The sequence below is a fragment of the Caballeronia sp. LjRoot31 genome, assembly GCF_964253885.1.
Taxonomy (GTDB): domain Bacteria; phylum Pseudomonadota; class Gammaproteobacteria; order Burkholderiales; family Burkholderiaceae; genus Caballeronia.
The window spans coordinates 515,154-540,397 of record NZ_CAXURX020000001.1 but is presented as its reverse complement, the minus strand read 5'-3'; the positions used below and the strand labels follow the sequence as shown (position 1 = coordinate 540,397).

Genomic DNA, 25,244 nt, shown 5'->3' with positions numbered 1-25,244 from the left:
AGCGGCGAACGGCTCGCCTTGCGCTACGAATTAACGTCAGGCGTGCAACGAAACTTGCACGCTTTGCTGGACCAGCAGCTCCACATGAGCGCCTGAGTGCTCGTATATGTTGTAAGTCACGCCACTTACTTGTGTCGTTCCTTCCTGCTGCCAAAGACCATCGGTCACGCCCGCAACGTGGGAATTCGACAAATCGACCGAGTCGCCGTTCGAACCGCTGACCAACATTTGCTGCTTGCCGTCCTTCTGGAACAGATCCGTCTCTCCAAGGTTGAGGACATCGACCAACGACAGTTTGAGTGCGTTGTGTGCACCGCCAAGATCGATCGCTTCAATGCCGGAAACCTTCGCCGCCGCCGTGTGACCGGTTAGCGACGTGAGCTCCAGAACCTGATGATCGCCAGTCAGATGAAGCGTGTCGATACCACCGGCGCCGCCCTGGATATGCGCTGCGGCTTGGGTGAAATAGGATGCGGGATCTGCATTCAGGTCAACCGTGGTGTTCTCCGCACCCCCCTTGAATGTGTCGTGGTCCCCAACAACAGCATGAAGCGCAGCGGGCGACTGAGCGGCGAGCACCGCGGTGTCATTCGCCGCCAGCGAGGTATCGACGTGCGTCGCAGCGACGCTTTGAGCCGTGGCGTCGAAATTGTCGGTGACAGTGTAGGTCAGTCTGGGATCCGTCATTGTCATGACATGACCCATGCTTCCAGACGCTTCAACCCCAAACGAGAAGGTCCCGCTGCCGAGATAACTCGGGTTTTGAAGGCCCGTGAACGTGTCCTTCGACAGAGTGACGGTGAACGTGTTGCCGGTGACGACAAGCGGAACGTCCACCATTCGGTTCCATTGACTCAGACTTCCGCCTTTAACGTCGAGGGTAACTCCATTGGCCGCGATGCTTGGATCGGAAATCCAACCGGTAATGGTCAATGCACCGTTTGCCGTGCCGCCGTCGGAAACAGGCTGGTTATTCGCGTCATGAACCCCGGTGATCATGATGTAGGTAACGCTCAACGGATAGCTAGCCGAAGCTACGCTCGTCCCCGTAAGACCCGTTTCAGTCGCGTTCAAGTTGTGGGCGCCGTTCGACAACGGCGCTGCCGGCTGAAAGTGCCACTGTCCGTCTTGACCGACGGTGGTCGTGCCGAGCAGCGTCGTATTGTCGTAGACGCTGATCGTGTCGCCCTTATGGCCGGTACCGTTGATAGCAGGTTGGCCATCGGTCGAAAGGCCGCCCGGCGCCACGTCGCCTGCCAGCGGACCGGCTGTATCGACTACGCTCGTGATGACGGGTGCTGCGGGCACCGACGTATCGACGGTGAAACTGACGTTCAATGGCGCGCTCGTGACCCCGTCGGGGGTGACGTACGTCAGGGTCAGGTTATGCACGCCATCCGACAGCGTCGGCAAGGCCCAGCCCGTATTAATCCCGGTGGGGACTTGCGTGCCGACTAGCACGCCATTGTCGTAGAGCGAGTAGGTGTCGCCCACGATCGAGATGAACGCGAGAACAGGGGTCGCGTCGCTCGTCGTTTCGCCGGAAACGAAATTCTCGATGCCATCGGGCGTGTGCTCGGCCAGGCCGAGGTTATAAGGCGCCGGCGGCAGCGTGATCGGGTCGCTGATTGCGTTGACGAGGGTTTGATTGCTGTTGGGGACTTGCGACATGTTTTTTTATTACCTCTGTGCGCTGACAATTAACGCGGCCGCGCCCGACAAACGGCGCGGCTCGCGCTCCACAAAATCGATTTTCGTTTTAATATCGTTGAACGTTTCGATTTGCGAAACGATTCTGAGGCGCAGTGACACGTCGAAATATCGGATAAATCCCAAATACAACCGAACGTGAATGAGATCGATGCAAGCGAGCCAGTGCGCAAGCAGATCGATAGGCCAGCGCTGCGCAAGCAGACGGTTGTCACGCCGACGAAGCGAACTCAGCGAATAGGTGCCGTAGAACTCCCGGTGGAAAATACGAGCGAGTTCGGCGTGAAGAAGATGCGAGGCCTTACCGCATGAACGCGTAATGCGCGGCAATCCCCGCAAACAACACGCCGCCAAGCCAGTTGTTATGTTTGAACGCGGCGAAGCATGGCATGCGTTCGCGATTCTTGATGAGGGTGTAGTGATAGATCGCGCACGCCACCGCCGCTGCCCAGCCGACCCAGTACAACGCGCCGAACCCCAGCGCCATGCCAATCCACACGTAGATCGCAAGCGTTACGGCATAGCAAAGCATGATCGCGAGGACATCGAAGCGTCCGAACGTCAGCGCCGATGTACGGATGCCGATCTTGATGTCATCGTCACGATCGACCATTGCGTATTCGGTGTCGTAAGCAACGGACCAGAACACGTTCGCGGCCAGCATGATCCACGCGAGCGCGGGCACGTGGTTCTGCACGGCGGCGAAGGCCATCGGAATACCGAAGCCGAACGCAATGCCGAGATACGCCTGAGGAATCGCAAAAAACCGCTTCGTGAACGGATAACTACCCGCAACGAAAAGCGCGAACACCGAGAGTTCTTTGGTCAATGTGTTGAGGGGCAAGATCAGCAGGAACGCGATCAACGATAACGCCACCGCCAACGCCACCGCTTCCCATGCAGCAATCTTGCCGGACGTGATCGGCCGGTTTTCAGTGCGCTTGACGTGTTTATCGAAGTCGCGGTCGGCGTAGTCGTTGATCGCGCAGCCCGCCGAGCGCATGAGCAACGTGCCGAGCACGAAGATCAGCAGGAGGATCGGCGACGGATGACCGTTCGATGCAATCCACAACGCGTTGAGCGTCGGCCACAGCAACAGCAAGCTGCCGATAGGCTTGTCCATGCGGACAAGACGAAGATAGAGCGGGAGGCGAGCGAACATGGGAACCGGGCGGCGGCAAATGGTGATGACAGCATTTTAAGGCAGCGGAGATTCACTGCTCGTTTCCATCGTAGTCAACGTGAACGGCCCGACCTGCAACGTTGATAGCGTCCAGCCAGACACGGAAACCGCCGGGGTTGTTGCTTGGCCGCCCATTCGAGAGGGTGGAACCTCGACCACCTTTACACTTCGACTCAGCGGTCCCGGCTTCGCGCCGGTTCTCGCGGACAGGCGATGCTCAACCCGCACCATGATCTGCAGCCCGCGCATTGACGAGAAACCCCAAAACCCAAAAAGCCCCGCTTTCTACTGAACGCGAGGCTTCTTCCATTACATCCGCCACGCTTAATCCGTGACGATCGACTCAAACCCTTACTGCCCCAGCATCGCGCGCAACATCCACGCAGTCTTCTCGTGAATCTGCATGCGCTGGGTCAACAGATCGGCGGTGGGTTCGTCGTTGGCGCTATCCGTCAGCGGGAAAATCGCGCGCGCGGTGCGCACGACCGCTTCCTGACCTTCCACCAATTGGCGAATCATCTCTTCGGCTGCCGGAATGCCATCGGCTTCGGGAATGGACGACAGCTTCGCGAATTCGCGATAGCTACCCGGCGCGTACACACCCAGCGCGCGAATGCGTTCAGCGATGGAGTCCACCGCCAGCGCCAGTTCCGTGTATTGCCCCTCGAACATCAGGTGGAGCGTATTGAACATCGGCCCCGTGACGTTCCAGTGAAAATTATGGGTCTTCAGATACAGCGTGTAGGTATCGGCCAATAGATGCGACAAGCCATCGGCGATCTTCTTGCGGTCTTTGTCGCTGATACCGATGTTCACAGCCGGTGATGCGATTTTCTTCGCCATAGTGACTCCGTGAGAGTGATACGAACGGTGCGGGCGAGCCACGGGTGAAGCTGCTCCGTGGCCGCCGAGCGTTCGTCAGTTTATCTTAGAAGCGCGGTGCGACCCGCCATGGAGGCGGGCCACAAGGGGTATCGGGCGCGTCAATACGACGCGTCTTCAGGACAATCCGGCGAAACCAACACCATGCAATCCTTCGATAATCACCGCCGCGTAACTCGCCGCAACGATGCCAAAACCGATCGCGAGCCGTACGCCGCGCGACGCATTGAGACTCTTCGCCTCGATACCGCTCACCGCCCGTTCGAGTGTCATGATCGCTTGTGTCATCGTCGTTCTCCTTGAGTTCAGCCCTTGAGTACTGCGTGTCAAATCAGAGTGGGACGCATATTCTGCGCATTGCTGAGTTCGCGTCCCACCCTGCTTACTTCACTGCGGCTTCGGCGTTCGCGTCGACCGTTTCAACCTTCTGGCCCAACGCCGCCAGCGCCGCGACAACACCCGCCGCATAGGCCGGATCGGCGCGCCGGAAGTGCTCGATCTGCACCGCCACTATCTCGTTCGGCACGCCGAAAATGTGCCGTGCGATGTTGCCGAAGAAGCGCTGCTTTTGCGTGTCGTCGAAGAGGCGGAACAGCGCGCCCGGCTGGCTGTAGTAATCCGTGTCTTCACGATGGTCGTAACGTTCCACCGCGCCCGCCGCCAACGCCGGCTCGTTCACGCTCGGGTCCTGCGCGAAGTCGCCGAAGCGGTTCGGCTCGTAGTTCACGCGACCGCCGCTGTTGCCGTCGGTGCGCATGGCGCCATCGCGATGAAACGAGTTCTGCACAGCGGCCTTCGGCGCATTCACCGGAATCTGATGGTGATTGATGCCAAGCCGATACCGATGCGCATCGCCGTACGAGAACAAACGCCCTTGCAACAAGCGGTCCGGCGAGAAGCCAATACCCGGCACCACGTTCGCCGGCGAAAACGCCGCCTGTTCGACATCCGCAAAATAATTGCCCGCGTTGCGATTCAGCTCGATCGTGCCCACGTCGATCAGCGGGAAATCCTTGTGCGGCCAGACCTTCGTGATATCGAACGGATTCATGCGGTACGTCGCGGCTTCGGCTTCCGTCATCACCTGAATGCGGAAATTCCACTTCGGGAAATTGCCTCGATCGATGTTGTCGACCAGATCGCGCTGCGCGCTTTCCCGGTCGCTACCCACTACCGCTGAGGCTTCGGCATCGGTGAAATTCTCGAGCGGCTGCTGCGACTTGAAGTGAAACTTCACATAGAAGCGCTCGTTGTTCGCGTTGATAAACGAATACGTGTGCGAGCCGAAACCATGCATCTGCCTGTAGCTTTTCGGAATCCCGCGATCACTCATCAGGATGGTGACCTGATGCAACGACTCCGGATGCCGCGACCAAAAGTCCCACGCCGCCACGTTGCTGCGCATATTGGTGTACGGGTCACGCTTTTGCGTATGGATGAAGTCAGGGAATTTCAGCGGATCGCGGATGAAAAACACTGGCGTGTTGTTTCCAACGACGTCCCAGTTACCTTCTTCCGTGTAGAACTTGATCGAGAAACCACGCACGTCGCGCTCGGCGTCAGCCGCGCCGCGTTCGCCGGCAACCGTCGAAAAGCGCATGAACAACGGCGTTTGCTTGCCGACTTCCGCGAACACCTTGGCTTTCGTGAAGCGGGAAATGTCGTGCGTGACCTTGAGCGTGCCGAACGCGCCCGACCCCTTGGCGTGCACGCGGCGCTCAGGAATCACTTCGCGGTCGAAATGCGCGAGCTTCTCAAGCAGCCAGAAATCCTGCAGCGCGATCGGACCGCGCGGACCAGCGGTCATCGAGTTCTGGTTATCGCCGACTGGCGCGCCTGCTGCAGTGGTGAGGATGCGATTGGTCATCGATTGCTCCGTGAAATTTGTCTGGGACGAAACGTTATGTCGGGGAAGTTCAGCAAGTGCGAGCGAAACTGGCTAGCACGTCCACCAGAACGCCTTTGGCTTCGCGAAAAGTCGTAGTGAATTGCGTGGCCTGGCGGGCGATCAGCGTCATGGCTTCCTCCGGTTTGTTTTGGTGAATCGGGGCCGATCCATGAAGCTAAGAATAGCAAAGACTATTCGAATATCGAATTCAATTAATTTTATCTATGCGATAGGTCGAGCAAATTTCAACGATGCCGGGCTTCGAAGAACGGGGAAATGGGGCTGGAATCCGCGCCCCGAGGGGCGCGGTTGGACCTAAAAAGCGGCTATGAAGCCGTTAATTGACGGCGGCGGGCAACTCTAGGCGCGTAACGCCCGGAATATTGCAGGCAGCGATTGCATCGCAAATAGCTTCGATAGCCGGCATCCGTGTGAAGCTCTTGCGCCACGCCAGCACGACGCGCCGGTCCGGAACCGGGTCATTGAAGGGGACGTAGCTCAGCAAACCGGCATCCACGCCGCCCGCATGCGGTTTCACTTCCATCACCGACATCCGCGGCAGCACGGTAATGCCAACGCCGCTGGCGACCATGTGCCGGATGGTTTCCAGCGATGACCCCTCGAATGTCTTCTGGATTCCGTCCGCGTTCTGCGAAAAACGCATCAACTCGGGACACACGCCGAGCACGTGATCGCGGAAACAATGGCCGCTGCCCAGCAGCAGCATGGTTTCCAGCTTCAGGTCGTCGGCATTGATCTTGGGCCGGTTTTCCCACGGATGGCCGGCGGGCATGGCGACGACGAAGGGTTCATCGAATAACGCGCGCACCATCAGGCCGGTTTCGGGAAACGGCAGCGCCATGATGGCGACGTCGATTTCGCCCTGCTTCAGCAGTTCGATCAGCTTGAGCGTGTAGTTTTCCTGCAGCATCAGCGGCATCTGCGGGACGCGCTTGATCATCTGCTTGACGAGCGTGGGCAACAAATACGGGCCGATGGTGTAGATCACGCCCAGGCGCAACGGCCCGACCAGCGGGTCCTTGCCCTGCTTCGCGATTTCCTTGATGGCGAGGGTTTGTTCCAGGACGCGCTGTGCTTGCGTGACGATCTGTTCGCCAATTGGGGTGACGCTGACTTCGCTGGTGCCGCGCTCGAAAATCTGCACGTTCAGTTCATCTTCCAGCTTTTTGATTGCTACCGACAAGGTCGGCTGACTCACGAAACACGCCTCGGCCGCACGGCCAAAATGCCGCTCGCGCGCCACCGCAACGATGTACTTCAATTCGGTTAAGGTCATTAGGGGCCAATCAGAGTCATTGAATCGATAGGATTTGACTTATACACCCGTCGGGGGGATTCGCCAACCCGCGGTGGGGTTTGGAGTTCTTCAAAGGGTTTTCGTTCGCACCGGTGGACGGGGTGTTTTGGTGGGGTTCGGGGTGGGGCGGATGGGGTTGGGGTGGGTGCCGGGTTGCTAGGGTCCGGGGTTAGTGGTTGGGGTCAATGCCGGGTTGGTGCTTTCGGCCGTGGTGGTCTGCGAGAGTCGGATTTTCTCTTTATCACTATTAGCCACTGTGCGTGGCGGCACGTCATTTCTTTGTCCAAAGCGACAAAGAAACGAAGCAAAGAAAGCGCTTTTAAAACACGCTACCCTAAGTGTCCACAGCGTGCAGTTTCTATTCATAGGTGCCCCAAAAGCACGGTGCTCGCCAGAGCGAAGGATGTGTGAAACCCTCCTTCTCCGAACACCGATACCCACACGCTTCGCCACCAGTGATTGAACCTGCCCACGGTTCACCCCGCGCTATCCGCGGACGACCAACCACCAAATGTGCATGCGCCTCGAACCACGTCGCCAAATCCTGACCGGTGCGAACCAAAAACCCGTTTCACGCTTTTAGATATTGCTCACGCGCACCAAGCCACCGCGCGAGATGGTCCGTCACCGCCTCCGGGAACTGGGACAGCATCTGGTCCGCCGCCGCCCGCGCCGGTTCAATCAGCCAGCCATCATTTTCCAGGCTGGCAAACCGCAGCATCGCCGCTCCCGACTGACGCGCACCAAGGAACTCGCCAGGACCACGAATCTCCAGGTCGCGACGCGCAATTTCAAAGCCATCAGTCGTTTCGCGCATCGTCTGCAAACGAGCACGCGCTGTCTGCGACAATGGCCCGGCATACATCAGCACACACACCGAAGCCGCGCTGCCCCGCCCCACACGGCCACGCAACTGGTGCAGTTGCGCCAAACCAAAACGCTCCGCATGCTCGATCACCATCAGTGACGCATTCGGTACGTCCACCCCCACTTCAATCACCGTCGTCGCGACCAGCAACTGGACCTCGGCACGCGTGAACGCATCCATGACGGCAGCCTTTTCCGCCGGCGGTAAACGCCCATGCACCAGCCCAATGCGCAGTTCCGGCAACGCGGCTACAAGGGTCTCGTACGTCTCCACCGCCGTCTGCAATTGCAACGTCTCACTTTCCTCAATCAGCGGACACACCCAATACACTTGCCGCCCCGTCAGCGCCGCCTCGCGCACACGGGCAATCACCTCCTCCCGACGGTTATCAGCGACAAGTTTTGTCAGGATCGGCGTGCGCCCCGGCGGCAATTCATCAATCGTCGATACATCCAGATCCGCGTAATACGTCATCGCAAGCGTCCGCGGAATCGGCGTGGCCGACATCATCAGCTGATGCGGCTGGAAGTTGTGCACGCCATCCGCAGCGTTGTGCGCCTTGGCCCGCAACGCAAGCCGCTGGGCCACACCAAACCGATGCTGTTCATCGACAATCACAAACCCAAGCCGCGCAAACTCCACCGCGTCCTGAATGATCGCGTGCGTTCCGATCACAAGCTGCGCCGCCCCCGATGCCGCCGCTTCCAGCGCCGCACGTTTTTCCTTCGCCTTCAGACTGCCGGCAAGCCATGCCACCGTCACGCCCAACGGCTCAAGCCACGCACGCAGCTTGCGCGCATGCTGTTCGGCAAGAATTTCTGTCGGCGCCATCAACGCCGCCTGATAACCAGCATCAATAGCCTGCGCGGCCGCAAGCGCGGCCACGATGGTCTTGCCGCTGCCTACATCGCCCTGCAAGAGGCGCTGCATCGGGTGCGGCAACATGAGTTCGCCGGATATCTCGGTGCACACGCGTTCCTGCGCGCCGGTCAGCTTGAACGGCAACGTGCCGATAAACCGCGCGACCAGCGATTCGGACACATCCTGCAATCGGGGCATCACCGGCGCGGCGCGCGTGCGGCGCTCCTCGTGCGCACGTTTGAGCGACAACTGCTGCGCGAGCAATTCCTCGAACTTGATACGCGTCCACGCCGGATGCGTGCCGTCGATCAACGCGTTTTCATCGGAATCGGCGTGCGGGTGATGCAAGGTTTTCACGGCATCGAGCAACGCGGGAACGTTCAACGGCTTTAGATGCGCGCGGGCGATTTTTTCGGGCAGCAACTCCGGCAGATGAACCCGCGACAACGCGCTGTCGATAGCCTTGCGCAAATACGCCTGCGATACCCCCGCCGTGCTCGGATACACCGGCGTCAACGCTTGCGGCAGCGGCGTGTCTTCATCCACCGGACGCACCACCGGATGCACCATCTCCATGCCGAAAAAGCCGCCGCGTACGTCGCCGCGAACCCGCAGGCGCACGCCGATCCCCATCTGCTTGACCTGCGAACCGTAGAAATTGAGAAACCGCAGCGTGAGTTCGTCGCCGGCATCGTCGTGAATCTTGACCAGCAACTGCCGACGCGGCCGGTACGCAATCTCGTTGTCGAACACCACGCCTTCAGTCTGCGTGTTGTCACCGGGAATCAGATGGCCGATCGGCGTGATGCTGGTTTCGTCCTCGTAACGCATCGGCAGATGCAGCACGAGATCAATATCGGATTTCAGGCCGAGCTTGGCGAGTTTATCGACGGGCTTGGGCGGCGCGGCAGCGGGTTTTAGCGGCTGGACCTTGTCAGCGGCGATCTCCAGATCCGCGAGTTTTTTCGCGCCCGCCGCGCGCCCGCGTTTGCGCTTTTGAACAGGCGCGTCGGGTTCACCGGCTGCATCGGGAGCGTCTTCAGCGTCGGGAGCAACGAGCAAACGGCGGTCGGACAAGGGCATCTAATCTCTTCAAAGTACAATATCGGCTTCGTTCGGCACGGCGATGCAGTCATCATCCGCTCGCCGCGCGGCATGTGCGGGTTCGTTAAAGCGCCTGAACATGCGGTCGGCGACAGGTTTCTGCTCATCGGCCGTATGGGACGCAACCGCGAAACCAACGGCTTCCCGGCGCGTTCCGAGGCGTGATCTGCAAGCAGCCCGGCGGATTTTCGCAAGGCCGCGGCGCTATTTGAAGCCGTCGCAACGGTCGATCAGACCGCCGGCCCGCGAAACCTGCAAACGCACTGAACCCGCGCCTACCCGCGCCGCCTTGCCAAGCGCCTTGCCAAAATAACGCGCGTTTCATCGCGCATCGACCTGCTTTCCCCATGTTCACGCTTTCCGACTTCGATTTTAATCTGCCGCCCGAGCTGATCGCGCAAACGGCGCTCGCCGAGCGCAGCGCGAGCCGTTTGCTCGACGTGGATAACCGCACGCAGACGGCTGCTTTTACCGATCGCCATTTCACCGAACTGCCCAACTTGCTCGAACCCGGCGACCTGCTCGTGTTCAACGATACCAAAGTTCTGAAGGCGCGATTCCTCGGCCAGAAGGCCAGCGGTGGCCGTATCGAGGTGCTGGTCGAGCGGCTGACCGGCGCGACGACCGCGCTGGCGCAGATCCGGGCGAGCAAAAGTCCGTTGCCGGGCACGAAACTCATTCTCGCCGATGCATTCGAGGTCACGGTCGGCGAGCGCGTGGAACCGTTCTACACGCTCCATTTCCCCGCCGATTGCCTGACGCTGATCGAGCAACATGGCCGCCTGCCGCTGCCGCCGTACATAGAACACGATCCCGATTCCTTCGATGAAACCCGCTACCAGACGGTCTACGCGGCGAACCCCGGCGCGGTCGCGGCGCCCACCGCCGGCCTGCACTTCGACCCGGCGCTCTTTGCCGCGCTCGACGCACGCGGCGTGGAGCGCGCAACGCTGACGCTGCACGTGGGCGCGGGCACGTTCCAGCCAGTGCGCGTGGAGAATCTCGCGGACCACAAGATGCATAGCGAATGGTATCGGCTACCGCAGGAACTGGCGGACAAGATCACGGCGACGAAAGCGCGGGGAAATCGCGTAATTGCGGTCGGCACGACTTCGCTGCGGGCGCTCGAAGCCGCCGCCCGCGACGCCGCCGAAGCTGGCCGGCCGCTCGCGGAAACCAGGGCCGAGACGGACATTTTTATTACGCCGGGATACCAGTTTCGCGTAGTCGACCGGCTCGTGACGAACTTCCATTTGCCGAAATCGACGCTGATGATGCTGGTCTCAGCATTCGCCGGAATGGACGCGATCCGCGAGGCGTATGCGCATGCGATTGAGGAGCGGTATCGATTCTTTAGTTACGGCGACGCGATGCTGCTCACGCGGCAGGCGGCGGCTTAATAAAGAACACTGCCTGCAACGCAAGCGGGCTTAACGCAAGAATGATTGAACGGGCCACGTATGATCGTGGCCGCGACAAAACCCACGGACGCCTCACCCAATTGCGCCGGACTTGCCGGCCCGGAGTTGGCACTTCAGTGCCTTACTCCGGCCCCATGCAAAGCTGCTTCCGGTGGCACAGGAGCTTTTAAATGACCGAAGCAAGCAACACCGCCGATACGATCGAAACACCGGTCCGCCCCGAGAACGGCCTCAAGTTCGAACTGATCACCACCGACGGCCAGGCGCGACGCGGCCGCGTCACGTTGAACCACGGCGTGGTCGAAACGCCAATCTTCATGCCCGTCGGCACGTACGGAACGGTCAAGGCCGTCGCACCGCGCGAGCTCGAGGAAATGAACGCCCAGATCATCCTCGGCAATACGTTCCACCTCTGGCTGCGCCCGGGACTGGAAACGATAGCGGCGCACGGCGGGCTGCATCGGTTCATGAACTGGCAGCGCCCGATTCTCACCGACTCCGGCGGTTTTCAGGTCTTTTCCCTGGGCGATCTACGCAAGATAACCGAAGATGGCGTCACGTTCGCGTCGCCCATCAACGGCGACAAGCTGTTTTTATCGCCGGAAATCTCGATGCAGATCCAGAAGGTGCTGAACTCGGACATCGTGATGCAGTTCGACGAATGCACGCCGTATGCAACCAACGACGTGCCCACGCCGCACCAGGACGCAGCCGATTCCATGCGCATGTCAATGCGCTGGGCCAAGCGTTCCGTCGATGAATTCGCCAAAGGTGAAAATCCGAACGCGCTGTTCGGCATCGTGCAAGGCGGCATGTTCGAAGATTTGCGGGACGAATCGTTGGCCGGACTCGCCGACATCGGTTTCCACGGCTTCGCGATCGGCGGGTTGTCCGTCGGCGAACCGAAGGAAGACATGATGCGCGTGCTGGAACACATCGGCCCGAAGCTTCCCGCGGACAAACCGCATTACCTGATGGGCGTCGGCACGCCGGAAGACCTGGTGGCGGGCGTGGCGTCGGGCGTCGACATGTTCGACTGCGTGATGCCGACCCGCAACGCACGCAACGGCTGGCTGTTCACCCGTTTCGGCGACGTCAAGATCCGCAACGCTGCCCACAAGAACTCGCTCAAGCCACTCGATGAAACCTGCGGCTGCTACACCTGCCGCAACTTCACGCGCGGTTATCTGCACCATTTGCATCGCGTGGGCGAAATTCTCGGCTCGCAACTCAACACGATTCACAATCTGCACTACTACTTGCAGCTCATGCAGGAAATCCGCGATTCGATCGAAAATCACGCGTTTGACGCATTCGTGAAGCAGTTTAAAGAGGATCGCGCACGCGGAATTGACTGACCGGATGGCTAACGTGCGGCCATGAATCTGCAATCGGCCCAAGAAACATTACAATTGCGTTACGCAACGCTTTAACAGCTTGATCACAAAGCGCATTCCGCGCTTGGCTTGCGTAGCCCGGTGATAGAATAGCGGGCTAATTTTCTGATCGTTATAACGGAGAGACCGACGTGGATTTTATTTCAAGAGCCTTCGGCGGCGGCGCAGAAGGCGCCCAGTCGAGCATCATGAGTTTTTTGCCGCTCATTTTGATGTTTGCAGTGCTGTATTTCATCATGATTCGTCCGCAAATGAAGCGCCAGAAGGAACATCGCAATATGCTGTCCGCCATGGCGAAGGGCGATGAAGTGGTCACGAACGGCGGTATTGTCGGCAAGGTCACGAAGGTGACGGACGCGTACGTTGGCGTCGAAATTTCGGAAGGTACGGAAATTACCATCCAGAAGGCTGCTGTCACGACTATCCTCCCGAAAGGCACGATCAAGTCGCTCTAAGGCCAACTTTCTCGCGTCCGGCGCGGCCAGCGTGGCCCGGCCCAATGGTGTGGCCCCCGTGGCCAATAGCCGCGCTCATCGCCGGACGCATCGCTTACCCTTCCTCGCCAACTCTCCTGTTCGGCCATCCCCATGAATCGCTACCCACTTTGGAAATATGCCGTGATGCTGGTGGCGCTAGTCATCGGCCTCGTCTATACACTGCCCAATTTTTTCGGCGAAGCGCCGGCGGTGCAGGTATCGAGCGGCAAGGCAACGGTCAAGCTGGATTCAACTACGCTTGCCAACATCGAAACCGCGCTGGCCGCCGACAAGGTGACGCCGGATGAAGTGACGTTCGACAATTCGTCGCTGAACGCCAACATTCGCGTGCGCCTGAAAGACACCGACACGCAGTTGCGCGTGAAGGATCTGTTGCAGAAAACGCTCAACAGCGACCCGAACGATCCGCAATATATCGTCGCGCTGAATCTGCAGGCAGCTTCTCCGCGTTGGCTCTCCGCATTGCACGCGCTGCCCATGTACCTCGGCCTCGACTTGCGCGGCGGCGTTCACTTCCTGTTGCAAGTGGACATGGCGGGTGCGCTGAACAAGAAGCTGGACTCGAACGCCGCGGACGCACGCGCGCTGTTACGCGATAGAAACATCCGCGATGGCGGTGTGAATCGAGTGAATCAGTCAGTCGTGGTCAACTTTGCCGACCAGGCAGCAGCCGATGCCGCGCGCACCACGCTGTCGAATGGCCTGAGCGAATTGCAATGGGCGACGCGTCAAGGCGGCGATGGTTATCAAGTCGTCGGTACGTTCACGCCGGCGGCGCAAAAGCTGGCGGAAGACAGCGCGCTCAAGCAGAACATCGTCACGCTGCATAACCGCGTGAACGAACTCGGCGTGGCCGAACCGGTGATCCAGCAGCAAGGCTCCGATCGTATCGTGGTCGAATTGCCGGGCGTACAGGACACGGCGAAGGCGAAGGACATCATCGGCCGGACGGCAACGCTTGAAGCCCGTCTCGCCGATCCGACCAACACCCATCCCGGTCCGAACGATCCAGTTCCCCCCGGCGACGAACTCTTCACGCAGGGCAATACCGGCCCGACGCTCGTGAGAAAGCAGGTGATCTTCACGGGTGACCGGATCATCGACGCATCGGCGGGCTTCGACGAACATCAGCGTCCGTCGGTGAACATTCGCCTGGACGCCGCTGGCGGCCGCGCGGTGAGCAGCGTGTCGCGCGACAACATCGGCAAGCCGATGGCCATGATCCTGTTCGAAAAGGGCAAGGGCGAAATACTGACGGTCGCGACCATCCAGTCCGAACTCGGCGACCGCTTCCAGATCACCGGCCAGCCTTCGCCGCAAGCAGCCGCCGACCTGGCCCTGTTGCTGCGCGCAGGTTCGCTCGCGGCGCCCATGGACATCATCGAAGAACGCACGATCGGCCCGAGCCTTGGCGCCGACAACATTCGCAAGGGCTTCGATTCCGTGCAGTACGGTTTCGCCGCGATCGCCGTCTTCATGATCGCGTACTACATGCTGTTCGGCCTGATCTCCATGTTGTCGCTGTCGGTGAACCTGTTGTTGCTGATCGCCGTCCTGTCGATGCTGCAGGCCACGCTGACGCTGCCGGGTATAGCAGCTATTGCACTGGCGCTCGGTATGGCCATCGACGCGAACGTGCTGATCAACGAACGGATCCGCGAGGAACTGCGTAACGGCGCGCCGCCGCAGCTCGCTATCCAGAACGGCTTTACGCACGCATGGGCCACGATTCTCGACTCGAACGTGACCACGCTTATCGCGGGTATGGCGCTGCTGGCGTTCGGCTCCGGTCCGGTGCGCGGCTTCGCGGTCGTACACTGTATCGGCATCCTGACGTCAATGTTCTCCGCGGTGTTCTTCTCGCGCGGCCTCGTGAACCTCTGGTACGGCGGCAAGAAGAAGTTGCAGTCGCTCGCAATCGGTCAGGTCTGGCGTCCCGCCGGCGCCGACACGGCTGCGGCCACCGCTGCTTACCTGGCAAACGAGCGTGGCGACGACTCCGCCGTCGATCAGGTCGTCCTGCCCGCTACACGCGCCAAAGCACCGGTTTCAGCCCGTTCGCAAAAGCAGGCTGCGCCTGCGGTCCGAACCGGCAAGCCGGTCGCGCGCCGTCGTTCGGGTCCTGGTATTGAACCGAAAAAACCCGGCTCGTCCAACTGAGTCCCGGAGAATAAATCATGGAATTCTTTCGTATTCGCCGCGACTTACCGCTGATGCAGCGCGCGTTGATCTTCAACGCGATCTCGCTCATCACATTCCTCGCGGCTGTGTTTTTCCTCGTGCATCGTGGGCTGCATCTGTCGGTGGAGTTCACCGGCGGGACCGTGGTGGAAGTGCAATATCCGCAAGCGGTGCCGCTTGAACCGGTACGCGGCACGTTGGGCGCGCTCGGTTATCCCGATGCACAGGTGCAGAACTTCGGCACGTCACGTGACGTACTGATTCGCCTGCCGTTGAAGCAGGGTTTGACGTCGGCGCAACAGAGCGATCAGGTGATGGCCGCGCTGAAGAATCAGGATGCGCAGGTGCAGTTGCAGCGCGTGGAATTCGTCGGTCCGCAGGTTGGCAAGGAGTTGGTGACTAACGGGCTGCTTGCGCTGGCGTGCGTGGTGATCGGCATCGTGATCTACCTGTCGTTCCGCTTCGAGTGGAAATACGCGGTGGCCGGCGTGATCGCCAACTTGCACGACGTGGTGATCATTCTTGGCTTCTTCGCGTTCTTCCAATGGGAGTTTTCGCTCTCCGTGCTGGCAGCCATTCTCGCGGTGCTCGGGTATTCGGTGAACGAGTCGGTGGTTATCTTCGACCGGATTCGTGAAACCTTCCGCAAGCAACGCAAGATGACGGTGATCGAGGTGATCAACCACGCTATCACCAGCACGATGTCGCGAACCATCATTACCCACGGCTGTACGGAAATGATGGTGCTGTCCATGTTCCTGTTCGGCGGGGCGACGCTGCATTACTTCGCGCTGGCTCTGACGGTCGGCATTTTGTTCGGTATCTATTCGTCGGTGTTCGTCGCGGCTGCGCTCGCTATGTGGCTGGGCGTGAAACGCGAAGACCTGATCAAGGACAAGAAACCGAAATACGACCCCACCGATCCGAATGCTGGCGCAGAGGTTTGATAGCCTGCTTCAAGATGTGAGGTTCGAACGCTGAAATTCAGGGTTCGACAGTATGAAAGGCCGATTCTCGCGAATCGGCCTTTTTTTGCTTTTGAGCCGGCAATTGCAACATTTCGTGGATGGTGTCGTTGCTCTCCCACAGCATGCACGCCGCAAATTAATGCCTAACTCCGTACATTGTATGTACAATCGTAAATACAGATGATCGCATGCAATTCGAATGGGACGAAGCGAAGAATCGAAGCAACATCCGCAAGCACGGCATCGACTTCACTGACGCAGTCGAAATTTTCAAGCATACGGTGTTGACCGCGGCGGACGGCAGGGAAGACTTTGGAGAGGATCGCTGGATTGCACTCGGGTGGATGCAGTTGATCGTAGCTGTGGTCGTCTATGTCGAGCGTAGCGGTGACACCATTCGGATCATCTCGGCGCGCAAAGCAACCCGGCCTGAAATAAAGCGCTACGGACACGCGCTTGTACAGTGAACCGCTTTATTGAACCGCCCTACTGCCACGTCGCGGCAACAAGGGCAGGAGCACACATCATGAGCAAAGCCACGAAGACGGATTGGAAACGCCTGGAAACCATGCCGGATTCCAGTATCGACACCAGCGAGATGCCCGAACTAGGCGACGACTTCTTCCAGCGCGCCGAACTCCACACGCCGCCCAAGCAAGCGGTGACCATGCGTCTGGACGCTGACGTCCTGGCCTGGTTCAAGGAACAAGGCCAGGGGTATCAAACGCGGATCAACAAACTTCTGCGTGCCTACATGCTGGCGCAGCAGAAGCAGCACTCGTAGGACTGCGGCCATCGGCAACAGCGCTAGGCGTGCAAACCCACGCCTAGCGCTTCATTTGAACCCGAGCCGCTTGCGCGCCGCCATCAACGCGATCAGGCTCACCACTGCGGCAAAGATCAAATAAAAGCTGGGCGCGGCCTTCGATCCCGTCGATGCAATCAGCCACGTGATGATGAACGGCCCGAATCCGCCGAACACCGTCACCGCGATGTTATAAGCCAGCGACATTCCGGTCGTGCGCGTGGCAACCGGAAACATCTCAGATAACAACCCTGGCAACGCCGCGAAATACCCGGTCATCAACACGCCGAGCACCGCTTGAACGACCAGCAGCGTGCCGAAGGTCGGATGCCCGACGAGCCACGTGAATAGCGGATAGATCAACACGAAGCAACAGCACCGCCGAAATCAGCATGATGCGCATGCGGCCGTGGGTATCGGAGAAATGACCTACAAATGGTGAGAGCACCATCTGGATTGCGCCCGTGGGCAGGATGGCCGCGAAAGCCACCGATGGCGCGAGTCCCAACTGCCGGATCGCATAGGTCGGCATGAAGAGCACGAGGTACGTCGCCACCGTGCCCAGCACCACCGTTCCGATGGCGATCAGCAAGCGTTCCTTGTTCAACGCGAAGGTGTCGCGCAAAGGGGTTGTCGTAGGAGCGGAGGCGAGGAATTCTGGCGTTTCGTCGAGGCGCGTGCGGATGTAGTACGCCACCGGCCCGATCAGCAAGCCGAAGATGAACGGCACACGCCAGCCCCATGAACTCATCTGTTCCGGCGACAGGTTGCCGGTCAGCACCACGCCAAATATCGCCGCCAGGAGTGTGGTCAAGCCTTGGCTTGCGACCTGCCAGCTCGCGAAGAAACCGCGCCGGCCGGGAACGTGCTCGGCAAGAAACGCAGTCGCGCTGCCAAACTCGCCGCCGGCCGAGAAGCCCTGGATCAGGCGCGCGAGCACCAGGATCAACGGCGCGGCAACGCCGATGGACGAGTACGTGGGCAGTACGGCGTGATGAATGTGCCCATCATCATCAACAGGATGGACAGCGTGAGCGCGGCCTTGCGCCCTGCCCTGTCGGCATACGCGCCAAGCACGATGGCGCCGAGCGGCCGCATGAAAAACGATACGCCGAACGTACCGAGTGTCAGCAGGATGGACACCGAGTCGTTGCCCGACGGGAAAAACAACTTCGAGATAACGACTGCGAAGAACCCGTAGACCACGAGGTCGAACCATTCGAGCGCGTTGCCTATGGACGCGGCCACCACCGCGCGCCACGCGGCTGGGCGGCTGATCGGTACTGCTGCGGGCGTACTGCTCATGCATTTCTCCAATTCGTGTGTCGACCAGAGTTGGCGCTTCAGCGCTTACTCTGGTCCCATGCAACTTGTTGCGGTCGACCAGAGTTGGCGCTTCAGCGCTTACTCTGGTCCCATGCAACTTGTTGCGGTCGACCAGAGTTGGCGCTTCAGCGCTTACTCTGGTCCCATGCAACTTGTTGCGGTCGACCAGAGTTGGCGCTTCAGCGCTTACTCTGGTCCCATGAAAGATGATCCTGTTCTTGTCGGTACGACTAGCTGTCGGCCAAAGCGAAAACGCGGCCGACTGTGCCACACCGAAATCCGGATCGAAATGCTCGCCATGCCGGGGGCGAAAAAAAACCGCTTCGGTCGGAAGCGGTTTTCTTATCTCGCAGGAAAGAACCAGCGGGAAAGAACGTCCGGCTTATTGCCGAATGCCTTCGGCTTGAATATGCAGCGTGGTCTTCATCTTGAAGCCATACGCCTTGCCGTAGTCCACGCCGAAGTCGCCGCGATCAAACGTTGCCGTCGATTCCGTGCCGCACACTTCCTTCTTCATCATCGGGTTCGTGAAGCACTTGAACGATTCGATCTTCAGGTTCAACGGCTTCGTCACGCCATGCAGCGTCAGCTCACCGATCACTTCAACCGGTACATCGCCCTTGAACTTCATCGACGTACCCTTGTAGGTCGCTGTCGGAAACTTGTCGGCATCGAAGAACTGCGCGCTCTTCAGTTCGCCATTCAGCTTGTCATTGCCGATATCGATCGACGTCATGTCGATGGTCGCGTCCAGCGTGCCCTTCTTGGCCGCGCGATCGAGCGTCACCGTGCCGCTGCTCTTGTCGAACTTGCCGCGCCAGATCGAGATGCCGCCGAAGTGGTCGGTTTCGAAGCTCGGGTAGGTGTGGCTCGGGTCGAGTTGGTACGTGACTTCTTCAGCCATCGCGTTAAAGGAAACGGCCGCGAAAAGCGCGCCAGCGGCTGCAATCAGAAGGTTCTTTTTCATGAGTTTTCCAGGATGAATGTGATGATCGATGAGGGCTTATTTCTTGGTTTATTTCTTCGTCGCGACGAGGTGGAACTTGATGACGACCTCGTCAGCCACAACCGACGTGTCTTTCCATTCACCCGAGCCGACATCGAACTGCGTGCGTTTGATGGGCAATGAGCCATCGAAGGTTTGCGTTGCGCCCTGGCTCGTGACGGTGACCGGCACGGTGACGTTCTGCGACTTGCCCTTGATGGTCAACTTGCCACTGACGTTGAACTTGGTTCCACCGGCCGGTGCAATCGCGGTCGAGGTAAATGTAGCGGTCGGGAAATGGGCGGTATCGAACCAGTCCTTGTTCGCGGCTTGCTTGTTGTAGCTGTCATCGCCGAGATCGTAGCTGCTCGTATCGATGCTGATATTCGCGCTGCCCGCAGCCGGCTTGGCCGGATCGAAGTCGAGTTGCGCGGTGAACTTATTGAACTTGCCTTCAACCGGCACGTTCATTTGCTTCGATGTCGCCGTCACCGTGCTCTTGGTCGTATCGACCTGGCTTTGACCAAAGGCGGAAACCGCCGCAACCAGCGATGCGGAGCAAACGCCTGCAAGCAACCAACGGGAAAATTTCGCGTGTTTCATGTTTGTCCTAAGGCCACCGGGAAACCCGGTTGAGCCGCTATTGAAAAGTCAAACGCAATCCAGCGCAACCTGTGCGGAGGAAACTGGCTATCAACAACAAGGAATCAATTACGCTTCATTTCGGTTGAATGCGAACGGACAGTGCTTATCGGAGGAACGGAATCATGCGTGCGAGCAAACCGTCACGATCGACGAATTGATGCTTCAGCGCCGCCAGGACGTGCATGATCACCAGCACGAGCAGCGTGTAGTTCAGGTAAATATGGACCAGCCTCAGCGTGACTTTTAGCGCGGTGTCCGGTCCGATGATCGTCGGCAGCGGCACCAGTCCGAGATACACGACCTGAATGCCGGCCGCCGAGCTATAGAGATACCCGGAGGCAGGAATCACGAGCATCAGCGCATAAAGCAGAAAGTGCGTGAGGTGAGCGACACCTTTTTGCCACGCGGGAATGCGCCGCGGCATGGACGGCGCCTTATGCGTGGCGCGCCAGAGCACGCGCACGACGGCGAGCACGAACACCGTCACGCCGATCCATTTGTGCCAGGAGAAATATTTGAGCTTGGTTGGCGTGAAACCGGGAATATCGGTCATGATCCAGCCAAGATAGAAGCCGCATACAATCAGCAATGCGATCAGCCAGTGAAGGCCGATCGCGGTCCGGCTGTAGCGCTCGGAGCTGGCGAAATTCGGGCTGCGTTCCATACGTGATCCACCAGAAAGAGTGCGGAATTGATGACTTGACCCCAAGCGGTTTCTCGCGCGGCAACCGCAACAACCCGACGACAAGGTCTCAAGGCCGCCATCCTACCCGAACAAGTAAAAACCGGCTTTTCGATAAAGAAATAGTTGCCGACTCGCCCGCGCCCGCGTGTCAAATCTGGTATCAGTGGCTTGTTGTCGAGCTTGTTGTCCGAGATAACGGGCCACGCGCGCCGACAATTCCATTTGGGCGATGAGCCAACCAAGGTCCGCTCATCAGCATGGGCACGCGCCAGAGCGCCTTGCCCGTGACGGGGTGAGTGAAGTCTCCGCGGCTCTTCCGCGTGGCAGCTCGCCGTTTGTTACCATGCCCGCTGGCCCGGCCCTTGCTCTTGTATGCAGCCGCTCCCAAACCATGACGTTCAAGACACTAAAACAACACGCCAGCACGAGCCCAGTATTCCGCCTATGGAAGAAGACGATCTGATCGCATGCCACGAATGCGACACGCTGTTTCATAAACGCGCCCTGCCTTCCCGCAGCTCCGCGAAATGCACGCGCTGCGGCGCCACGCTTTACCAGAGCGTGTCGTCGAATCTGGACAAGCTTTGCTCCATCACGCTCGCCGCGCTGATTACGTTTTTGATCGCGCAGGCTTTTCCTATTGTGGAACTGGAAACGAACGGCATCACGTCCCAAACGACCCTGATTGGTGCAATCGTCGCGTTGTGGGGTGAGAACATGGAAGTGATCGCCACCATGGTTTTTTGCGCGACCATTCTCTTTCCGCTCACCGAACTGATTGCAATGCTGTATCTGCTCGTGCCGTTGCGCGCGGGTTTCATTCCAGCCGGCTTCAGCCAGGTGCTGCGCGCGATTCAGTTCGTGCGGCCGTGGGGAATGATCGAAGTGTTCATGCTCGGGATACTTGTAACGCTGGTGAAAATGGTGAGCATCGCCCGCGTGATTCCGGAGGCGGCGCTGTTCGCGTTCGGCGCGCTGACCTTGCTGTTCGCAGTCATCCTCACCTTCGATCCACGCGCGCTATGGGAAATCGCCGAGCGCGTCGGGGGTCACGGACCGTTGCGATACACGCCTTTTGGCGGCCTCCGATCCGGCCCGGTATCGGCTCATTCAGCCGATCCACATTCCGGCTCCCCGTCCGGCTTGCTGCATCCGTTCGCGCCGCAGCAAGGGACGACACAAGGGACGGCGCAAGGCACCCCGCCCGACGCAGCGGCTCCACCGACGAAGCCATGACCGACAAACCCGATACCCATACCAATACCGCCGGCACGCCCGACACGTCCGCATCTCCCGAACCGGTATTCACCACGGCCAAGGAGGCGGGGCTGATCGCCTGCCACGCGTGCAACCGCGTGCAAAAGCGCGTGTTCACGGTCGAGCGCCAGCTTTGCGTGCGCTGCGGCTCGCCGTTGCATCGGCGAAATCCTGATTCGGTCGCGCGCACCTGGGCGTTGCTGTTGTCCGCGGCGATCCTGTACATTCCGGCGAATTTATATCCGGTGCTGCACACCTCGTCGATCGTCGGTTCCGAAGACGACACAATCATGAGCGGCGTGGCGATGTTCTGGAACGATGGCGACTATCCCCTCTCCGCGATCATCTTTATCGCTAGTATTCTCGTGCCGATGCTCAAGCTCGGCACGCTGGCGTTTCTCACCTGGGCCACCCAATCGGGCTCCAAGTGGCGTCCTCGCCAACGCACGACGTTGTATCGAATCGTCGAAAAAATCGGCCGATGGTCAATGCTGGATATCTTTGTCGTGACACTTACCGTCGCGCTCGTGCGCTTCGGTTCACTCGCCGTCATCACGCCAGGGCCGGGCGCGCTCGCGTTCGGCTGCGTGGTGGTGCTCACCATGCTGGCCTCCATGCAATTCGACCCGCGACTGATGTGGGATCACATCGAACCTTCAGGAAAGAAACATGACTAGCCCGCAAGGTCCTTCGAACAACACCGTCAAAGGCCCGAACGAGCCGTCGCGAAACGCGGGCGGCGGTGGTGGCTTGCCGCCCAATCTCCCGGATCCGGTGATCGAACCGCGCAGCCGCTGGATACCGTCACTCGTCTGGGTGATTCCGCTGATCGCCGCGCTGATCGGCATTGCGCTCGTGGTGAAATCGGTGGCGGGACGCGGACCAACGATCACCATCAGTTTCGTGAGCGCGGAAGGCCTGGAGACGGGCAAGACCAAGCTGAAATACAAGGACGTCGATGTCGGCACGGTCAAGGAGATCACGCTGTCGAAAGACCACTCGCGCGTGCTCGTCGACGTCCAGTTGACCAAGGTCGCCGAGGACTTCGCGGTGAAAGACACGCGCTTCTGGGTCGTGCGCCCGCGCGTGGCGGCAAGCGGGGTAACCGGGCTCGGCACGTTGTTGTCTGGTGCGTATATAGGCGTGGATGCCGGGAAATCGAAAGAGGACGAAACCCATTTTGTCGGGCTTGAAACCCCGCCCGCTGTGACCGGCGATCAAAAAGGGCGGCAATTCACCTTGCAGGGCGAATCGCTGGGTTCCATCGATATCGGCTCGCCTATCTATTACCGGCGCGTGCAGGTCGGGCAAGTCGTCGGCTTTTCGCTCGACAAGGACGGCACGGGCGTCACCATGCAGGTGTTCGTGAACGCGCCGTACGATCAGTATGTCGGGACGAATTCGCGCTGGTGGCATGCAAGCGGCGTTGATCTGCGGCTGGATGCAAGCGGCTTCAAGCTGAACACGCAGTCGCTGGCGACTGTCGTGCTCGGGGGGATTGCCTTCCAGACGCCGCCGAATCAGGAGCCCGGACAGCAGGCGCCGGACAATATGACCTTCCGCCTCGGTTCGGACGAACAGGACGCCATGCGCGATCCGGACGGCCAGCCAATCCGCGTGGTCATGAATTTCAACCAGTCGCTGCGCGGCTTGTCGGTGGGCGCGCCAATCGATTTCCGCGGCATCCTGCTCGGCAGCGTGACGGGCATCGGGATCGAATACGATCCAAAGACGCGGACCTTCCAGATGCCGGTGACCATGAATATCTATCCGGATCGGCTGGGTAAGCGCTTCCGCGACTCGGTGCCGCGTCAGAACACCGTGGCCGGACAGGAACTGCTCCAGAAGCTGGTTTCAAACGGTTTGCGCGGACAGTTGCGTACCGGCAATCTGTTGACCGGGCAGCTTTATGTCGCGCTCGATGTATTCCCGAAAGCGGCCAAGGTCACGGTAGACGCCACAGCCGATCCGCTCGAGTTGCCGACCGTGCCCAATACGCTCGACGAACTGCAACTTCAGGTGGCGGACATCGCGAAAAAACTGGACAAGATTCCGTTCGACGATATCGGCAACAACCTGAACAGCGCGCTGAAGAACGCGAACGACCTCTTTAATCAGCTCGGCACGCAGGTTGTGCCCGAAGCGCGCGACACGCTCACCGCCGCGCGGAAAACGTTCGGCGAGGCGCAAAGCACGCTGCAACAGGACTCGCCGCTGCAGTCGGATGTTCACCAGGCGCTGCAGGAACTCACGCGGACACTGCAATCGCTCAATGCGCTCGCCGATTATCTGGAACGTCATCCGGAATCGCTCGTGCGTGGAAAACCAGGAGATAAGCCATGAGCTTGGCCAGAGTATTGAGGGCCGTCGGCGGAGTGTCGGCAATAGGCTTGGTCGCCGCGCTCGCCGCGTGCAGCAGTTCGCCGGCCAGCCGTTTTTATACGCTCGGCGGCAGCGACGCCGCGACGAGAACGGCCGCACCCGCTTCGTTCTATCTGGAAGTGTCGCCGGTGGACATGCCGCCGCAAGTCGCGAAAAACCAGATGGTCGTACAGGACGGCTCGGCGCAAGTCCGGGTGCTCGAGGACGAACGCTGGGCGTCCCTTCCCGCCGATGAAGTCCGGCGCGCGTTGTCGGCCGACTTGTCGCAACGGCTGGGTGCCATCGATGTCTACGGCACGCCGCATCCCGAGGGCGTGCCGGTGTATCGCGTGAAGGTGAATGTTCAGCGCTTCGAGTCGTCGCCGGGCCGGCGCGCGTTGATCGACGCCGTCTGGAGCGTGCGCGGCGTGAACAACCAGGCTGTCCTCACGTGCCGGACGCAGGCGGAACAAACGGTCGATGCCGGATATGACGCGCTGGTGGCGGGGCATCGGCGTGCTGTCGATCAACTCGCCAGCGAGATTTCCGCCGGGATTCGGACGGTGAGTTCGGTGCCTGTGCCCGTGTCGTCTTCCGCTTCGGCCGGCAAGGCCGGAAAAGTGGCGGCTCGCACGCCGGCGGTGCTTCCCTGTCCTGCCGCCGCCATGTCCGCAAACGCGGCGTCTGCCCAATGAGCATGGCTGACACGGTTGCGCGCTACGTCGCTGAAAGACGCGGCGCATAAGCCAAAGCGCCTGTCACGGGCGTGACTTCGTGCCGCCAGACCGCAACCCGGTTGCACCTAAAGGTGCACCGGGTTTTTTGTCGCCCGACCACAACGCCGCCATCTTGAATTTACAGTCGGCGCGCGTCCGGGCGGTTAAGATCCATCTCCGTGACTA

At 59.8% G+C, this 25,244-nt stretch carries 24 protein-coding genes; 11 read left to right on the top strand and 13 right to left on the bottom strand.

Annotated elements, in window-relative coordinates:
• Nucleotides 1-36: 36 nt before the first annotated feature.
• The 7 genes from ACSQ8V_RS02355 to recG all read right to left on the bottom strand — a co-directional run bounded on the left by ACSQ8V_RS02355 (nucleotide 37) and on the right by recG (nucleotide 9,793).
• On the bottom strand, nucleotides 37-1,671 hold the full coding sequence (locus ACSQ8V_RS02355; RefSeq protein WP_436204777.1) for an Ig-like domain-containing protein: 1,635 nt from the start codon (nucleotides 1,669-1,671) through the stop codon (nucleotides 37-39).
• A gap of 340 nt (nucleotides 1,672-2,011) precedes the next feature.
• Entirely contained in the window at nucleotides 2,012-2,872 is an 861-nt protein-coding gene (gene ubiA / locus ACSQ8V_RS02350) for a 4-hydroxybenzoate octaprenyltransferase (RefSeq protein WP_436204776.1), read from the bottom strand.
• 372 nt (nucleotides 2,873-3,244) lie between these two features.
• A complete protein-coding gene (locus tag ACSQ8V_RS02345) occupies nucleotides 3,245-3,736 on the bottom strand; it encodes a Dps family protein (RefSeq protein ID WP_213765869.1) in 492 nt (163 codons plus the stop codon).
• A 156-nt stretch (nucleotides 3,737-3,892) separates the two neighbouring features.
• The gene (locus ACSQ8V_RS02340) at nucleotides 3,893-4,063 is read right to left on the bottom strand and encodes a hypothetical protein (RefSeq protein WP_165086332.1); all 171 of its coding nucleotides are present in this window, start codon (nucleotides 4,061-4,063) and stop codon (nucleotides 3,893-3,895) included.
• A gap of 94 nt (nucleotides 4,064-4,157) precedes the next feature.
• On the bottom strand, nucleotides 4,158-5,642 hold the full coding sequence (locus tag ACSQ8V_RS02335; RefSeq protein ID WP_436204775.1) for a catalase: 1,485 nt from the start codon (nucleotides 5,640-5,642) through the stop codon (nucleotides 4,158-4,160).
• A 358-nt stretch (nucleotides 5,643-6,000) separates the two neighbouring features.
• The gene (locus tag ACSQ8V_RS02330; RefSeq protein WP_213765867.1) at nucleotides 6,001-6,960 is read right to left on the bottom strand and encodes a hydrogen peroxide-inducible genes activator; all 960 of its coding nucleotides are present in this window, start codon (nucleotides 6,958-6,960) and stop codon (nucleotides 6,001-6,003) included.
• Between the two features lie 592 nt (nucleotides 6,961-7,552).
• Nucleotides 7,553-9,793, bottom strand: coding sequence for an ATP-dependent DNA helicase RecG (gene recG, locus ACSQ8V_RS02325; protein ID WP_436204774.1), 2,241 nt, complete (start codon nucleotides 9,791-9,793; stop codon nucleotides 7,553-7,555).
• Nucleotides 9,794-10,161: 368 nt separating this feature from the next.
• Here recG and queA point away from each other — a divergent pair, with 368 nt between their 5' ends.
• The 7 genes from queA (at nucleotide 10,162) to ACSQ8V_RS02290 (ending at nucleotide 17,062) form a co-directional block, all read left to right on the top strand.
• Complete coding sequence (queA, locus tag ACSQ8V_RS02320) at nucleotides 10,162-11,214, top strand: tRNA preQ1(34) S-adenosylmethionine ribosyltransferase-isomerase QueA (RefSeq protein WP_436204773.1); 1,053 nt, start codon at nucleotides 10,162-10,164, stop codon at nucleotides 11,212-11,214.
• A gap of 191 nt (nucleotides 11,215-11,405) precedes the next feature.
• Complete coding sequence (gene tgt / locus ACSQ8V_RS02315) at nucleotides 11,406-12,593, top strand: tRNA guanosine(34) transglycosylase Tgt (protein WP_436204772.1); 1,188 nt, start codon at nucleotides 11,406-11,408, stop codon at nucleotides 12,591-12,593.
• Between the two features lie 170 nt (nucleotides 12,594-12,763).
• Nucleotides 12,764-13,087 carry a preprotein translocase subunit YajC gene (gene yajC, locus ACSQ8V_RS02310; protein WP_213765863.1) on the top strand — a complete coding sequence of 108 codons (324 nt, stop codon included), beginning with the start codon at nucleotides 12,764-12,766 and terminating at the stop codon, nucleotides 13,085-13,087.
• Nucleotides 13,088-13,219: 132 nt separating this feature from the next.
• The gene (secD, locus tag ACSQ8V_RS02305) at nucleotides 13,220-15,289 is read left to right on the top strand and encodes a protein translocase subunit SecD (RefSeq protein ID WP_436204771.1); all 2,070 of its coding nucleotides are present in this window, start codon (nucleotides 13,220-13,222) and stop codon (nucleotides 15,287-15,289) included.
• A 17-nt stretch (nucleotides 15,290-15,306) separates the two neighbouring features.
• On the top strand, nucleotides 15,307-16,257 hold the full coding sequence (gene secF / locus ACSQ8V_RS02300; RefSeq protein WP_213765861.1) for a protein translocase subunit SecF: 951 nt from the start codon (nucleotides 15,307-15,309) through the stop codon (nucleotides 16,255-16,257).
• 209 nt (nucleotides 16,258-16,466) lie between these two features.
• Entirely contained in the window at nucleotides 16,467-16,745 is a 279-nt protein-coding gene (locus ACSQ8V_RS02295; protein WP_213765860.1) for a BrnT family toxin, read from the top strand.
• A gap of 59 nt (nucleotides 16,746-16,804) precedes the next feature.
• Nucleotides 16,805-17,062, top strand: coding sequence for a BrnA antitoxin family protein (locus tag ACSQ8V_RS02290; RefSeq protein ID WP_213765859.1), 258 nt, complete (start codon nucleotides 16,805-16,807; stop codon nucleotides 17,060-17,062).
• A 51-nt stretch (nucleotides 17,063-17,113) separates the two neighbouring features.
• Here the strand turns inward: ACSQ8V_RS02290 and ACSQ8V_RS02285 are convergent, their stop codons facing one another.
• From ACSQ8V_RS02285 to ACSQ8V_RS02260, 6 genes are all read right to left on the bottom strand, one after another.
• Complete coding sequence (locus ACSQ8V_RS02285) at nucleotides 17,114-17,290, bottom strand: hypothetical protein (RefSeq protein WP_436204770.1); 177 nt, start codon at nucleotides 17,288-17,290, stop codon at nucleotides 17,114-17,116.
• A 31-nt stretch (nucleotides 17,291-17,321) separates the two neighbouring features.
• A complete protein-coding gene (locus tag ACSQ8V_RS02280) occupies nucleotides 17,322-18,023 on the bottom strand; it encodes an MFS transporter (protein WP_436206576.1) in 702 nt (233 codons plus the stop codon).
• A gap of 5 nt (nucleotides 18,024-18,028) precedes the next feature.
• Complete coding sequence (locus ACSQ8V_RS02275) at nucleotides 18,029-18,388, bottom strand: MFS transporter (RefSeq protein WP_436204769.1); 360 nt, start codon at nucleotides 18,386-18,388, stop codon at nucleotides 18,029-18,031.
• Between the two features lie 403 nt (nucleotides 18,389-18,791).
• The gene (locus ACSQ8V_RS02270; RefSeq protein ID WP_213765858.1) at nucleotides 18,792-19,376 is read right to left on the bottom strand and encodes a YceI family protein; all 585 of its coding nucleotides are present in this window, start codon (nucleotides 19,374-19,376) and stop codon (nucleotides 18,792-18,794) included.
• Between the two features lie 48 nt (nucleotides 19,377-19,424).
• Nucleotides 19,425-19,997 carry a YceI family protein gene (locus ACSQ8V_RS02265; protein ID WP_436204768.1) on the bottom strand — a complete coding sequence of 191 codons (573 nt, stop codon included), beginning with the start codon at nucleotides 19,995-19,997 and terminating at the stop codon, nucleotides 19,425-19,427.
• Between the two features lie 145 nt (nucleotides 19,998-20,142).
• Entirely contained in the window at nucleotides 20,143-20,703 is a 561-nt protein-coding gene (locus tag ACSQ8V_RS02260; RefSeq protein ID WP_213765856.1) for a cytochrome b, read from the bottom strand.
• Between the two features lie 465 nt (nucleotides 20,704-21,168).
• Here ACSQ8V_RS02260 and ACSQ8V_RS02255 point away from each other — a divergent pair, with 465 nt between their 5' ends.
• From ACSQ8V_RS02255 to ACSQ8V_RS02240, 4 genes are read left to right on the top strand one after another with little or no spacing between them, the layout of a single operon-like run.
• Nucleotides 21,169-21,960 carry a paraquat-inducible protein A gene (locus ACSQ8V_RS02255; protein ID WP_436204767.1) on the top strand — a complete coding sequence of 264 codons (792 nt, stop codon included), beginning with the start codon at nucleotides 21,169-21,171 and terminating at the stop codon, nucleotides 21,958-21,960.
• Entirely contained in the window at nucleotides 21,957-22,658 is a 702-nt protein-coding gene (locus ACSQ8V_RS02250; protein ID WP_436204766.1) for a paraquat-inducible protein A, read from the top strand. The genes ACSQ8V_RS02255 and ACSQ8V_RS02250 overlap by 4 nt, the downstream gene beginning before the upstream one ends.
• Nucleotides 22,651-24,324, top strand: a complete 1,674-nt coding sequence (locus ACSQ8V_RS02245) for an intermembrane transport protein PqiB (protein ID WP_436204765.1) — start codon at nucleotides 22,651-22,653, stop codon at nucleotides 24,322-24,324. Before ACSQ8V_RS02250 ends, ACSQ8V_RS02245 begins: the two co-directional genes overlap by 8 nt.
• Entirely contained in the window at nucleotides 24,321-25,037 is a 717-nt protein-coding gene (locus ACSQ8V_RS02240; protein ID WP_436204764.1) for a PqiC family protein, read from the top strand. Before ACSQ8V_RS02245 ends, ACSQ8V_RS02240 begins: the two co-directional genes overlap by 4 nt.
• Nucleotides 25,038-25,244: the final 207 nt, after the last annotated feature.

Bases quoted from the DNA above. Each gene is read 5' to 3' on its own strand.
- ACSQ8V_RS02265 (WP_436204768.1), bottom strand. From the start codon at position 19,997: ATGAAACACGCGAAATTTTCCCGTTGGTTGCTTGCAGGCGTTTGCTCC.
- ACSQ8V_RS02330 (WP_213765867.1), bottom strand. From the start codon at position 6,960: ATGACCTTAACCGAATTGAAGTACATCGTTGCGGTGGCGCGCGAGCGG.
- ACSQ8V_RS02255 (WP_436204767.1), top strand. From the start codon at position 21,169: ATGGAAGAAGACGATCTGATCGCATGCCACGAATGCGACACGCTGTTT.
- tgt (WP_436204772.1), top strand. From the start codon at position 11,406: ATGACCGAAGCAAGCAACACCGCCGATACGATCGAAACACCGGTCCGC.
- ACSQ8V_RS02340 (WP_165086332.1), bottom strand. From the start codon at position 4,063: ATGACACAAGCGATCATGACACTCGAACGGGCGGTGAGCGGTATCGAG.
- ACSQ8V_RS02260 (WP_213765856.1), bottom strand. From the start codon at position 20,703: ATGGAACGCAGCCCGAATTTCGCCAGCTCCGAGCGCTACAGCCGGACC.
- ACSQ8V_RS02290 (WP_213765859.1), top strand. From the start codon at position 16,805: ATGAGCAAAGCCACGAAGACGGATTGGAAACGCCTGGAAACCATGCCG.
- ACSQ8V_RS02250 (WP_436204766.1), top strand. From the start codon at position 21,957: ATGACCGACAAACCCGATACCCATACCAATACCGCCGGCACGCCCGAC.
- ACSQ8V_RS02335 (WP_436204775.1), bottom strand. From the start codon at position 5,642: ATGACCAATCGCATCCTCACCACTGCAGCAGGCGCGCCAGTCGGCGAT.
- recG (WP_436204774.1), bottom strand. From the start codon at position 9,793: ATGCCCTTGTCCGACCGCCGTTTGCTCGTTGCTCCCGACGCTGAAGAC.
- ubiA (WP_436204776.1), bottom strand. From the start codon at position 2,872: ATGTTCGCTCGCCTCCCGCTCTATCTTCGTCTTGTCCGCATGGACAAG.
- ACSQ8V_RS02270 (WP_213765858.1), bottom strand. From the start codon at position 19,376: ATGAAAAAGAACCTTCTGATTGCAGCCGCTGGCGCGCTTTTCGCGGCC.
- secD (WP_436204771.1), top strand. From the start codon at position 13,220: ATGAATCGCTACCCACTTTGGAAATATGCCGTGATGCTGGTGGCGCTA.
- ACSQ8V_RS02240 (WP_436204764.1), top strand. From the start codon at position 24,321: ATGAGCTTGGCCAGAGTATTGAGGGCCGTCGGCGGAGTGTCGGCAATA.
- ACSQ8V_RS02345 (WP_213765869.1), bottom strand. From the start codon at position 3,736: ATGGCGAAGAAAATCGCATCACCGGCTGTGAACATCGGTATCAGCGAC.
- ACSQ8V_RS02245 (WP_436204765.1), top strand. From the start codon at position 22,651: ATGACTAGCCCGCAAGGTCCTTCGAACAACACCGTCAAAGGCCCGAAC.
- secF (WP_213765861.1), top strand. From the start codon at position 15,307: ATGGAATTCTTTCGTATTCGCCGCGACTTACCGCTGATGCAGCGCGCG.
- ACSQ8V_RS02355 (WP_436204777.1), bottom strand. From the start codon at position 1,671: ATGTCGCAAGTCCCCAACAGCAATCAAACCCTCGTCAACGCAATCAGC.
- ACSQ8V_RS02275 (WP_436204769.1), bottom strand. From the start codon at position 18,388: ATGAGCAGTACGCCCGCAGCAGTACCGATCAGCCGCCCAGCCGCGTGG.
- ACSQ8V_RS02285 (WP_436204770.1), bottom strand. From the start codon at position 17,290: ATGTCGCTGGCTTATAACATCGCGGTGACGGTGTTCGGCGGATTCGGG.
- queA (WP_436204773.1), top strand. From the start codon at position 10,162: ATGTTCACGCTTTCCGACTTCGATTTTAATCTGCCGCCCGAGCTGATC.
- ACSQ8V_RS02295 (WP_213765860.1), top strand. From the start codon at position 16,467: ATGCAATTCGAATGGGACGAAGCGAAGAATCGAAGCAACATCCGCAAG.